Here is a 12,745-nt window from a genome sequence, read left to right as displayed (position 1 = left end):
GGGTCGACCGCGCGGAATGGATACCCGTACCCAACCCGAACCCGAAAGGAAACCATGGATAAGATCTACCAAAGCAAAGAAGAGTTCGCCGAGCAGTATCGCCAGCATGTGCGCGCTCTTTCTGGCAAGGAATTTGAGGACACGAGCGATATCGATCGGTTCACCGCTCTCGCCAAGATGATCGCGGGCGATTCGCGCGTCATCGCCGCCCAGACCGACGAGCGCAATCGCGTAGAAGGGAAGAAGCGCGTCTATTATTTCTCGATCGAGTTCCTCATCGGCCGCCTTCTCGACAACTACCTGCTCAACCTTGGCATCCGCGACCTCGTCGCCGAGGCGATCGCTGACATGGGCGGCGACCTCGATGAGATCGAGCGCCAGGAACCCGACCCGGCGCTCGGCAACGGCGGCCTCGGCCGTCTCGCCGCCTGCTTCCTCGATTCCATGGCACACGAGGGCATCGCGGGCTACGGTAACGGCATGCGTTACCGCTACGGCCTGTTCAAGCAGGAGATCGTTGACGGACGCCAGGTGGAGGTTGCCGATGAGTGGCTCTCCAAGGGCTATCCATGGGAGGTCAAGCGCCCAGACAAGGCGGTTCGCATCGGCTTTGGCGGGCACGTCGTCTCCCGTCAAGAAGGTGACCGTCTGATTTATTCCGTTGAGGACACCCAGGACGTCCTTGCCGTCCCCTACGATATCCCGATCGTCGGTTACGGCGGCAAGACGGTGAACAAACTGCGCTGCTGGAGCGCAGAGCCCATCGACGAGCACTTCGATCTTGACGCGTTCAACGCCGGCGATTACACGGGTGCCGACCGCGACCGCGCCAACGCCGAGGCAATTTCCGCCATTTTGTACCCCAACGATGCCGGCGAGCATGGCCGCCTACTTCGCCTCAAGCAGGAATACCTGTTTGTCGCGGCTGGTATCCGCACGCTTCTCGACACCTTTGAGCGCGAGCATGGTGACGTTTGGGATGAACTGCCCCGCTACGTCGCTATCCACACCAACGACACGCACCCCGCCATGTGCGGCCCCGAGCTCATGCGCATCCTCATGGATGAAAAGGGCCTCAGCTGGGATGAGGCATGGGATATCGTGACCAACACGGTGTCCTACACCAACCACACGATCCTTCCCGAGGCACTTGAGAAGTGGCCCATCTCCACGTTCTCCGCTCTGCTGCCGCGCGTCTACCAGATCATCGATGAGATCAATCGTCGTTGGCGCGAAGGTTTTGACATGTCTCAGCCTGAAAGCGCAGAGCGTCTGCGTGCCACCGCCGTCCTGTGGGACGGAGAGGTGCGTATGGCCAACCTTTCGGTCATCTGCAGCCACTCGGTCAACGGCGTGGCGAAGATCCACACCGATATCCTCAAGGCGAGCACGCTCAAGGATTTTGCCGCCCTCAAGCCCGCGATGTTCAACAACAAGACCAATGGCATCTGCCACCGCCGCTTCTTCGCCGAGGCAAACCCCACCTACGCGAAGCTCGTCAGCGAGGCGATTGGCGATGCCTGGCTCGATGACGCCTCCGAACTTGAAAAGCTCACCGCCTTCGAAGGCGATGACTCCTTCCTCGAGCGTGTCGGCGCCTCCAAGCGCGCAAACAAGATTCGTCTCGCGGAGTACGTCAAGCGCGAGTGCGGGCTCGTCATTGACCCGAACACCATCTTCGATGTCCAGGTCAAGCGCTTCCACGCCTACAAGCGCCAGCTGTTGAACATCATGAAGGTGATGGATCTCTATAACCGCCGTCTGGCGGATCCCAACTTCAAGATCCAACCCACCACCTTCATCTTCTCCGGTAAGGCGGCGTCGAGCTATACCTTCGCCAAGGAGGTCATCCGCCTCATCAACGGGGTCGCCAACGTGGTGAACAACGATCCCCGCGTCAACGACATCATGAAGGTCTGCTTCATCCCCAACTTCCGCGTATCCAACGCTCAGCTTATCTACCCTGCCGCCGAGATCTCCGAGCAGATCTCCACGGCGGGCAAGGAGGCTTCGGGCACCTCGAACATGAAGCTCATGATGAACGGCGCCATCACCCTCGGGACCATGGACGGCGCCAATATCGAGATCGTCGACCTCGCCGGGCGCGAAAACGAGGCGATCTTTGGACTCACCACACCCGAGGTCGAGGAGCTGCGCGCCTCCGGTCAATACTTCGCCTGGGACATCGTCAACTCCGATCGCGCCCGCCTGGGACGCATCATCGACCAGTTCGTCGACGGCACCTTCGCGGGCCTCTCGGGCAACTTCGAGAGCATCCATCACGAGCTCATGTTCAACAACGACTACGACCTGGTGCTCAAGGACTTCCACTCCTACGTGGATACTTGGGAGGCCCTCACCGCTACGTATCCCAATGCGCAGGATTGGAACAGGAGAGCCCTGCACAATACTGCGATGTCCGGCTGGTTCTCGTCCGATCGCACCATTCGCGAGTATCGTGACGAGATCTGGCACGCGTAAAGGAGGCAGGTCGCACCGGAACGCAGCCGGAATTCCAGGAATGCAACGGTGGCGGCGAGCACGGGAAAGCCGCCAGCGGTCCCGATTTCCCGCTTAGACATCTATACATCCCATCGGACTTTAAGGGAGAGATTGATGGCAAGTAAAGAATGCATCGCGATGCTCCTCGCAGGAGGACAGGGCAGCAGGTTGATGGCGCTCACCTCGAAGATCGCCAAACCCGCCGTCAGCTTCGGTGGCAAGTTCCGCATTATCGACTTCTCTTTGTCGAACTGCGCCAACTCTGGCATCGACACCGTCGGCGTCCTCACGCAGTATCGCCCCTATCAGCTGCATGAGTATGTGGGCTCCGGGCGCGCGTGGGATCTGGCGGAACATGGAGCGGGCGTTTCGATCCTGCCCCCCTACGCCACCCAGGACGGCGGTGCGTGGTACGCTGGAACAGCAGACGCGATCACGCAGAACCTCGACTACATCAAGGGTCATGACCCCAAGTACGTGCTCATCCTCTCAGGCGACCACCTGTATCGCATGGACTACCGCAAGATGCTCGAGAGCCATATCGAGCATGGCGCCGACCTCACCGTCTCGGTCATGCCCGTCCCGTGGGAGGAGGCCAGTCGTTTCGGCATCATCACCGCCAACCCGGACGATGGGCGCATCGAGAAGTTCACTGAGAAGCCCGAGGTGCCCGACTCGAACCTCGCCTCCATGGGCATCTACATCTTCTCGACGGACGTTCTGGTGAAGGCCCTCGAGGAGGACGCCGTCGACCAGCGCTCCAGCCATGACTTTGGTAACGACATCATCCCGAAGCTGCTCGCCGAAGGCAAGCGCCTGTACACCTATGAGTTCCACGGATTCTGGAAAGACGTCGGCACGATCGCGAGCTTCCACGAGACCTCGATGGACTTGCTCGGCGAGAATCCCGAGTTCGACCTATTCGACAAGACTTTCCCGGTCATGAGCAACGACTCCACTCGTCCGCCGCACTTCATCGGCCCCGACGGTCGCGTGGACGACTGCCTCGTTTCAAACGGATGCCGCGTCTACGGCACTGCGCGCCACTCGATCCTTTCCACCGACTGCATCGTCGGCGAGCGCGCCATCGTCGAAGACTCGGTGCTGCTGCCCGGCGCCGTCGTGAAGGACGGGGCGCATGTGGTGCGTGCCATCTTGGGCGAGAACGCCGTCGTGGAAGAGGGCGTCAAGCTCGGAAGCGTCGACATGACTAAGGACACCGCCGTCGTTGGAAACGACGTCGTCATCGGAAGGGGGGAATGATCCGATGATCAACCGTAAGGCCATCGGCTATATCACTGCCAACTATACGAGCAAGCAGCACAGCGCCCTGCTCGAGAGCCGCCCGCTCGCATCCGTCCCGTTCATGGGCCGCTATCGTCTTATCGACTTCCCGCTCTCCAACATGATGAACGCGGGTATCCGCACCGTGGGCGTCGTGCTGCCCGGCAACTACCGCAGCCTCGTCGACCACCTTGGAAGCGGTCGCGAGTGGGAGCTCGATCGCAAGAAGGGTGGCTTGTTCCTGCTGCAGGGCAGCGCCTACGGCACCGCAAAGAAGGGCATTCGCTTCCTCCTGCGCGACATCAACACCAACAAGATGCTGTTCCAGCGTGCCTCCGAGCCCTATGTGGTCATGAGTGCCACGAACATCGTCTTCAACATGGATCTCTCCGATGTCATCGACGCACATGAACGTAGCGGCTCGGGCGTGACCATGATCTATAAGAAGGCGGACCGCCAGCTCGGCGATGTCATGAAGCTCGATATCGACAACAACGGCCGCGTGACCGACCTCTGCTCTGGCTGCGCCTACGGCGAGAACGAGTTCCTCGACTGCTTCATCATCAACCGCGATCTGCTCCTGCAGGTCTGCGAGGAGTATGAGACGCTCGACTACCTCGACCTGTTCGACGCCATCCGCCCGGACTTCAGTCGCATCGACGTGTGCACCTATGAGTTCAAGGGTCTCGCCGTCGGCATGTTCAACGAGGAGACCTACTACCGTCGCAGCATGGAGATGCTCAACCCCGACGTCATGCACCAGCTGTTCACCCACAGCCGTCCGGTCATGACCAAGGCGCACGACACCCCGCCGGCAAAGTACAGCTCCGGGTCCAACGCCACGAACTCCTTCATCTCCGCCGGTTGCCGCATCGACGGCACCGTGCGCGGCTCCACCCTCTCCCGTGACGTCGTGGTGGAGAGTGGTGCCTACGTGGCCAACTCGATCATCATGCAGGGCTGCGTCATCAAACGCGGCGCCCGCGTGGAGAACGCGATCGTGGACAAGAACAACGTCATCGAGGCGGGTACCGTCATGACCGGCACTCCCGACAACGTCCTCGTAGTTCCCAAGGTCGCACTCGAGAATTAACAACCCCGCAAAACGCGCAACACGCGCTGAGCGCACAGAAGCGTTACCATGGATACGCCGCCTTGAGGATTCACCCCCGGGCGGCGTATCCGCACGGGCGCCTTTGACCCCGCGCTAGCACACATCAAGGAGATTGGTTACCCCATGTCCGATACCACCCCATCCAAGCTGCACATCGCCTTCGCCAGCGCCGAGGCGGCGCCCTTCGTGAAGACGGGCGGCCTGGGCGATGTCGCGGGCTCCCTGCCCCATGCCCTCAAAGCCGCCGGCGCCGACGTCGTCGTCTTCGTCCCCAGGTACGACACGATCGCCCAGGAATACAAGGACCGCATGGAGCACCTGTGCGATTTCTACGTGCCCTTGGGATGGCGCAACGAGTACTGTGGCCTCGAACGCCTCAATCACGAGGGCGTCGACTACTTGTTCGTCGACAACGAGCGCTATTTCAGCCGCGGCTACCCCTACGGCTTCTTTGACGACGGAGAGCGCTTTGCCTACTTCTCCAAGGCGATCGTCGAGGCGCTGCAATACCTTCCGCACACACTCGACAACTTCACCTGCGACGTGCTGCACTGCAATGACTGGCATACCGCCATGGCTCCCGTGTTCCTGCGCGAGTTCTACCAGGCGCTGCCCCTGTACCAGAACGTAAAGACCGTCTTCTCCATCCACAACATCGCTTTCCAGGGCCAGTACAGCGCCAAGGTCCTGAACGACATCCTCGGCCTCGCACACATCCCCGCCGCCGCCTTCCAGCTCACCTGCGGGCCGGACGCAGTCAACTACATGCAGGGTGCGCTCAACTACACCGACGCCATCACCACGGTCTCCCCCACCTACGCCGAGGAGATCAAGACTCCTGATTTCGGCGAGCACCTCGACGGCATCCTGCGCCGCCGCGCCCCCATCCTGCAGGGCATTGTCAACGGCATCGACACCACCGCCTTCGATCCCACGACCGATCCGCGCATCGCCGCGAACTACTCCGTTCAGGACCGTGCCGGCAAGGCGGAGTGCAAGGCACGCCTACAGCAGGAGCTCGGCCTTGAGGTACGCGACGACCGTCCGCTCATGGTCATGGTCACGCGTCTCACGCGCCAGAAGGGCATGGACCTCGTAACCTACGCTCTCGATCGTATCCTCTCTGGCGGCGTCCAGGTCGCGGTTCTGGGCACCGGCGACACCGAGTACGAGAACGCCCTGCGCTATTTTGAGGGCAAGTACCCCGGCACTATGGCGGTGCGCATCCAATTCGACCCCGCGCTCTCGCAGCGCATGTACGCCGGAGCCGACCTCTTCCTCATGCCGTCGCTGTTCGAGCCCTGTGGCTTATCGCAGATGATCGCCATGCGCTACGGCACGCTTCCCATCGTACGCGAGACGGGTGGCCTCAAAGACACGGTCATCCCGTACAACCAGTACACCGGGGAGGGCACCGGCTTCTCGTTTACCCACTTCAACGGTGACGAAATGGCTGACGCCGTCTTCCGTGCCGCCCACCTGTTCTGGGATAACCGTGATGCCTTCAACGGCTTGGTCGAAAACGCCATGAAGGCGGACTTTAGCTGGAAGCGCTCCGCCGACGCCTACATCACCCTCTATCACAACCTGCATCCCGAGATCCCGATGCCGCAGCCACAGTCCGAAGTTGTCGAAAAGCCCAAGCAGGAGCTCTCCCCCGCCGTCGAGACCGATGCTGAACCCAAGACGGAAGTGAAGAAGGAGTCTGCCGAGAAACCCGCTCCGGCGAAGAAGGCCACCACACGCAAGGCCGCCGCTAAGCCGGCCGCGTCCAAGACCGCCGCGACCAAGTCCACAGCGACCAAGAAGACCACGACGACCAAGGCCGCTGCTGCCAAAGCGAGCGCCGCCGCCAAGACGACCACCCCCGCAAAGGCACCGGCGACCAAGACCCCGACTGCCAAGGCGACCGCCGCTGCAAAGACGACGGCAAACACCAAGACGGCCGAAACGAAGGCACCTGTCGCCAAAGCAACAGCTGCCAAGACTGCCAAGACGAGGGCAGCAACCCCCAAGACCGCTTCGACAAAGGCGGCAGCAGCAAAGCCTGCCACCTCGAAGGCCAGCGCCACCACATCCGCGGCCCCAAAGGTCACTGCGACCAAGACGGCGGCCAAGTCGGCTGCGGCAGCCCCTGCGGCCAAGCCTGCCACTACCACGTCCGCCGCAGCCGCCACTGTGACTAAGGCAACCACCGCCAAGCCGGCAACAACCACTGCTGCGACCAAACCCGCCGCAGCTGCCACCACGGCAAAACCGGCCTCCCAGCCGACCATGAAGACCGTTCCCAAGGCGACGCGCCGTGGGAGCAAGAAGTAGCCTTAATGCCCCCCCTTGCAACTCCACGAGCAAGTGAGCCGGATTTCATCCGGCTCACTATTTATTGCTTCGCCGCGCGTCCCATTCGCGGCATCACCGGCACAACAACGCCCCCGTCCAATGCCCCTGGCCTTGCGCCCAGCACACGCCGACCGCGCCGCTCGCAATTCCAGACGACCCCTCCTACCTGTATAATGTACGCGCATTATTCCCGAATCCCCAACGGTTACCCTCATGAAGCTGATTCACAACTCCCGCCGCTCAGAGCACCGCGTTCCCTTCGGTGCCGTTTGCGTCGGTACGACCGTCCACATCTCCCTCAGCGTCGAGGAGGCAGATGCGAGCTTCCTCAAGGGTGAAGTCCGCACCTGGGTCGATGGCCGAGGCGAAGCGCTCATCCCCATGACTCTCGGCGACAACAACACACTCGTCGCCGATATTCCCTGCCATGAGCCGTGCCTCATCTGGTACAGCTTCATCGTCACCACCTCCGATGGCGCCCAGGTGCGCGTGGGCGCGCGCGATGGTTCAACGGGCGGTCAAGGCGTGATGTACACCGACCGCAATGACGTTCCGTCCTTCCAAATCACCGTATACAAGCACCGCGAGCACCGCCCCTCGTGGTACGAACGGGGCATGGTATATCAGATCTTCCCCGATCGCTACCGCCGCGACGCCAAGTGGCGCGAGCGCGCGCAGGCAGTCGTTGCCAAACCGCGCAAAGGACCTGGCAAGCATCTGGTCGAACGCTGGGAGGAGCCTCCCGTCTATGACCGCAACGAGGACAAGTCGATTCGCAGCTGGGACTTTTACGGCGGCTCCCTTGAAGGCATCAGGGAAGACCTGCCGCGCCTTAAGGGCATGGGCATCACTGCCATCTACCTCAACCCGATATTCGAAGCGCTGAGCAACCACCGCTACGACACGGGCGATTACCTCAGCATCGACCCGATGCTCGGCACGGAGGAAGATTTCCGCCGCCTTGCCGATGACGCGGCCGCCATGGGCATCTCGCTCATCCTCGATGGCGTGTTCAACCACACGGGCGACGATTCCATCTACTTCAACCGTTTTGGAAACTACCCCGGCACGGGCGCGTGGCAAAGCGAGGATTCGCCCTGGCGCGACGCCTACTGCTGGCACGAGGATGGCACATACGACTCATGGTGGGGCATCGATAATATGCCCGCCCTCAACGAGAAATCCGAACACGTGCGCAATCTCTTGCTCGGCAAGGACGGCGTGATTCGCACATGGCTACGCGCCGGCGCGCGCGGCTGGCGCCTCGACGTTGCCGACGAACTGTCCGATGAACTCATCGCGGAGATTAAGAGCGCAGTGCTCGAAGAGCGCCCCGATGGCCTGCTGCTGGGCGAGGTGTGGGAGGACGCCTCGAACAAGGTGAGCTACAGCGAGCTGCGCCGCTACTTGTTGGGCGATGAGCTCGACTCGGCCATGAACTACCCACTGCGCGACGCCATCCTTGGCTTCCTTGTGGGAGGCGAGACCGCGCATCAATGCGCCGAGCGTCTGGAGACCCTCCGCGAGAACTACCCGCCTGAGGCGCTCTCCTGCTGCCTCAACCTGCTCGGCAGCCACGACAAGCCGCGCATCGCCTCCGTGCTGGGCGGCGGCCCCAACGAGTCTCAACTGCCCGAGGAGGAGCGTGGGCGCTTCCGCTTGGACGAGAACTCGATGGGTCTCGCCAAAGGGCGCTTCTGGCTTGCCACGCTCATGCAGATGACGTTTCCCGGTGTCCCCTCCATCTACTACGGCGACGAATACGGCCTTGAGGGCCTCTCCGACCCCGGCAATCGCCGCACGCTGCCCACGCCCGAGGATGCGCGCGATCGCGACATGCTCACCATGGTGCGCAACACTTCGATGCTCCGTCGCGCGCTGCCGTTTTTGATCGACGGTACGCTCGAGAGCTTCGCTCTCAACGATGACGTGCTGTGTGTGAAGCGCCGCGGCGCCGACGGCCAGGTGGTCTCGCTACTCATCAACCATAGCCTTTCCAATTCGCGCTCGGTGCGCGTGCCGGTGGAAAACGACGGCGCCGTGGACCTCATCTCGGGCGCGGACCTCGAGCGCGGGCAAGACGGCTGCGCCGAGGTGCGCTTGTGGCCGCTCGGCAGCTCCTTGGTGTATGCGCACCGCACGCAACGCCTGCAAAAGCCGCTCGACCGCGGCGCAGGCGTGGTGGCGCACATCACCTCGATTCCCAACACGGGCGGACGTTCCGGCACGCTGGGTGCCCCCGCGCGGCGCTTCATCGACCACCTCTCGGCCATGGGCATGCGCTATTGGCAGGTCCTGCCGGTAAACCCCACCGACGCCTTCGGTTCGCCCTACGCCGGCCCCTCGGCCTTCGCGGGCAACGCGAACCTGCTGGAGGAGTCCGCCGTCGAGCTCGCTCATGCCTACAAGCAGTTCAAATCTCAAGGCGGATTCACGAGCAGGAAGTTCTTTGACTTCGCCTTGGAGAACGAGAGCTGGCTCGATCCGTACTGCGCCTTCATGGCCGTCAAAGATGCGCTGGGCGGCACCTCCTGGCATACATGGCCGGCCGAGCTGAGGCGCTACAACGTTTCCATCTTCGCCGATCAGCGCTTCTCCGATCGCGCTCGCTTCCACGCCTTCGCCCAATTCCGATTTGAGCGCGAGTGGGCCGAGATGCGCACGTATGCCAACGAGCACGGCATCCAGATCATCGGCGATATCCCCATGTACGTGGCCGACGACTCAGCCGACGCCTGGAGCGAACCCGATATGTTCAGTCTAGGCAAGGACGGGATGCCCTACGAGATCGCCGGCGTCCCACCCGACCGCTTCTCCGCCACCGGACAAGTGTGGGGCAACCCCACCTACCACTGGGACGCCATGAAGGCCGACGGCTACGTATGGTGGCTCGCGCGCCTGCGTCGCAGCTTCAAGCTGTATGACCGCGTGCGTCTGGACCACTTCGTTGGCTTCCACAATTACTTCGGCATCCCCGCCGGCGGTACCGGCGCGGACGGCCAGTGGATGCCCGGTCCCGGCATCGACCTGTTCGAGCGCGCTTACGAGGAAATGGGGCCATTGCCGCTCATCGCCGAGGATTTGGGCATCCTCACACCCGGCGTGCGCGGCCTTCTGGCAAGCACGGGCTTCCCCGGCATGGACGTGCTCGAGTTCGCCGACTACGACGTGCGCCAGGGTATTCACCCGCACAAGGAGAAGGTGCTCTACATCTCCACGCATGACACTTCGACCCTCGTGGGCTTCTGCCGACGCTCGTTCTGCTCGGACGGAAGCGTGGAGGGTTCGCGCTACATCGCCACCGAGATCTTGAACCAAGCGCTCGGCAGCAATGCCGACGTGGTTATGATGCAGATCCAGGACGTGCTGCGGTTGGGCGACGAGGCTCGCATGAACGTACCCGGCACCGCCGAGGGCAACTGGAGCTGGCAGGCAGATGAGGCGGACCTCGTAGAAAACGAGCAACCCATGGCCATCGTCATGAACGAGACGGGGCGCTTTGCCGGGTGATCCTGCGCCGCGCCGCTTCGGATGCGCATTTGGCCAGGGGGGGTATCTAGAGCCCGCCCTCGGCACGCTCTTCACACCGCTGGTATGCGCCTCGACCCTCCTTTGGCATATCGTGCGCGTGCGATTTATGGATGTCTTGAACTGCAGACTCGGACATCGTGGGCATGATGGGGTAAAGTATCCCGCGTACACGTTTTGCGCCCGCCAGGCTTAGACCGGCGGGCGCCTTTGAGAGATTTGGGTGAGAATAATGGCACGTTACGACTATCGCTGCAGCGCATGTGGCAATGTATTCGAGGTTGAGCACGGCATGACCGAACATCCCGCGGTCGCCTGTCCCGCATGCGGCGGCATGGCCGACAAGGTCTTCAGCGCAAGCGGCATCAAGTTCGAAGGGTCGGGCTTCTACAACACCGACCAACGCAACGGCGGGTCGGTAACTCCGGCCACGAGCGCGCCAGAGCCCAGCTCCTCCGGCTGCGCCTGCGAGAATTGCCCGCACGCGTAAGACAAGACGCGAAAGTTGACCTCAATTAAGTACAGATACGTAATTGAGGTTGCCAGGGCTACTTCCGGACAAAGCGCGCACAGAAGTGGCCATCGAATCCATCGCGAGTGGGATGGCTCTGGAATAGCCCGTCAGCATTTTCGCATACGGCGAGATCGTGCGCTGCCGCTACGTACGCACTTCCCGCGTCGCGCAGGGCATCGGACACCGAGATGGGTACAAAGCCCTCCCCTTCCGGCGAGGCCAAAAACGCGGTCACGACCCCGACGTTCTCGGCCCGCAGCACCGAGCAAGTGGCGTAGATAAGCTCCCCGTGGGGCGCCACGCGGTCTGCGGCGGCGCGGAGCATGGCGAGCTGCAGCTTAGGCAGGTCGCGATCACACTCCTGCGGCGTGAGGCGCCAGGGAATCTCGTCATGGCGACGCATGGTGCCGGTACCCGAGCACGGCGCGTCGACGAACACGGTGTCGAATCTAGCAGCATGGCGATACTCTTTGTCCAACACGGCCAAACAGGCATCCAAATCGGTCGCATCGCCGGCGACAAAACGTATCTCACCTAGACCAGAGCGGTCCACGCGCTGGGCGTTCGCCTGGCATTTGCCCTCGTACAAGTCGAGCGCGAGGTGATCATGGTCCAAGTCACGCCGTTTGGCATGAGCCATCATCATGAAGGTCTTGGTGCCACGCCCCGCACCGATCTCCAAACATGTTCCCTCACGGGTGGCGGCGGCCGCGATCAGCTGTGCGTGGTAGTCAGAGGCTACCAGGTCACCCCGCTCAAAGGCGCCGGCACGAACAAGCGCTCCCACACGGTCGACGCACATGGCACCAGGAAGGCCCAGCGCGGTGGCACCGTCCTCCCCAAGCGCTTCCGCCACGGCATCGGTGCGCAGCGGGTTCACGTGTACGGATATGGGCGCCGACTCAAGCTGGGTATTCAGCACATCCTGCGCGTCAGCTTCACCCAGGGAGTCCACGATCCTGCGCACGAGCCACACGGGCAGTCCGGCACGGCGCGCGCGGGCAACCGTCTCGCGATGGCTCTCGGCAACGTCCTCGGCGCTCAGAAAAGTGAGCCGGTTCTCGCACACGCGTCTCAACACGGCGTTGGCGAGTCCGGCGGCTCCGCGCGAGACGCTCCGAACGAGCTCGACACCCTGGCTTACCACGACCTCGGGCGCGGTATTGAGATACAGGGACTCGAAGGCGGAGATGCGCAGAGCCATGCGGACAGAAGACTCGAGCGCTTTTGGTTTCGCGATATGAGGGGCAAGGGCATCGTCAAGACATCCGGCGGTGGCCGTTGCCCCCAAAGCAAGGCGCAAAGCGAACGCGGCGTCGCGAGGGTCGGGTGCCGCGGACTCGGCGGCATGCGGCAGGAGCTCGCGGGCGTAGCGACCCGTTCGCTCGGCTTCGCTCAATACGGTCAGCGCAACGCGTCGCGCCGGTGACAGCCGTGCCATCTCTCCTCCTTATCTCCAACCC

Annotated in this window: 7 protein-coding genes; 6 read left to right on the top strand and 1 reads right to left on the bottom strand. The window is 62.5% G+C overall.

The window, feature by feature from the left end:
- Positions 1 to 54: 54 nt before the first annotated feature.
- The 6 genes from DWV48_RS05315 (at position 55) to DWV48_RS05290 (ending at position 11,258) form a co-directional block, all read left to right on the top strand.
- Positions 55 to 2,481: a glycogen/starch/alpha-glucan phosphorylase gene (locus DWV48_RS05315; RefSeq protein ID WP_118653792.1), complete on the top strand. Its 2,427-nt coding sequence runs from the start codon at positions 55 to 57 to the stop codon at positions 2,479 to 2,481.
- Between the two features lie 135 nt (positions 2,482 to 2,616).
- Positions 2,617 to 3,765: a glucose-1-phosphate adenylyltransferase gene (locus DWV48_RS05310; RefSeq protein WP_118653791.1), complete on the top strand. Its 1,149-nt coding sequence runs from the start codon at positions 2,617 to 2,619 to the stop codon at positions 3,763 to 3,765.
- Positions 3,766 to 3,769: 4 nt separating this feature from the next.
- The gene (gene glgD / locus DWV48_RS05305) at positions 3,770 to 4,879 is read left to right on the top strand and encodes a glucose-1-phosphate adenylyltransferase subunit GlgD (RefSeq protein WP_118653790.1); all 1,110 of its coding nucleotides are present in this window, start codon (positions 3,770 to 3,772) and stop codon (positions 4,877 to 4,879) included.
- 144 nt (positions 4,880 to 5,023) lie between these two features.
- A complete protein-coding gene (glgA, locus tag DWV48_RS05300) occupies positions 5,024 to 7,219 on the top strand; it encodes a glycogen synthase GlgA (protein ID WP_118653789.1) in 2,196 nt (731 codons plus the stop codon).
- Positions 7,220 to 7,453: 234 nt separating this feature from the next.
- Complete coding sequence (locus DWV48_RS05295; RefSeq protein ID WP_118653788.1) at positions 7,454 to 10,750, top strand: 4-alpha-glucanotransferase; 3,297 nt, start codon at positions 7,454 to 7,456, stop codon at positions 10,748 to 10,750.
- Positions 10,751 to 11,000: 250 nt separating this feature from the next.
- A complete protein-coding gene (locus tag DWV48_RS05290; RefSeq protein WP_118653787.1) occupies positions 11,001 to 11,258 on the top strand; it encodes an FmdB family zinc ribbon protein in 258 nt (85 codons plus the stop codon).
- A gap of 58 nt (positions 11,259 to 11,316) precedes the next feature.
- Here DWV48_RS05290 and DWV48_RS05285 read toward each other — a convergent pair whose 3' ends face one another.
- The gene (locus DWV48_RS05285) at positions 11,317 to 12,723 is read right to left on the bottom strand and encodes an RsmB/NOP family class I SAM-dependent RNA methyltransferase (RefSeq protein ID WP_118653786.1); all 1,407 of its coding nucleotides are present in this window, start codon (positions 12,721 to 12,723) and stop codon (positions 11,317 to 11,319) included.
- Between the last annotated feature and the right edge of the window lie 22 nt (positions 12,724 to 12,745).

Source organism: Collinsella sp. AF08-23 (genome assembly GCF_003479805.1).
In the GTDB taxonomy this organism is placed as follows: Bacteria; Actinomycetota; Coriobacteriia; order Coriobacteriales; family Coriobacteriaceae; genus Collinsella.
This window is presented reverse-complemented; position numbering and strand designations above follow the sequence as displayed.

Coding starts and splice junctions, on each gene's coding strand:
- DWV48_RS05295 (WP_118653788.1), top strand. CDS start 7,454: ATGAAGCTGATTCACAACTCCCGCCGCTCAGAGCACCGCGTTCCCTTC.
- DWV48_RS05290 (WP_118653787.1), top strand. CDS start 11,001: ATGGCACGTTACGACTATCGCTGCAGCGCATGTGGCAATGTATTCGAG.
- glgA (WP_118653789.1), top strand. CDS start 5,024: ATGTCCGATACCACCCCATCCAAGCTGCACATCGCCTTCGCCAGCGCC.
- DWV48_RS05315 (WP_118653792.1), top strand. CDS start 55: ATGGATAAGATCTACCAAAGCAAAGAAGAGTTCGCCGAGCAGTATCGC.
- DWV48_RS05310 (WP_118653791.1), top strand. CDS start 2,617: ATGGCAAGTAAAGAATGCATCGCGATGCTCCTCGCAGGAGGACAGGGC.
- DWV48_RS05285 (WP_118653786.1), bottom strand. CDS start 12,723: ATGGCACGGCTGTCACCGGCGCGACGCGTTGCGCTGACCGTATTGAGC.
- glgD (WP_118653790.1), top strand. CDS start 3,770: ATGATCAACCGTAAGGCCATCGGCTATATCACTGCCAACTATACGAGC.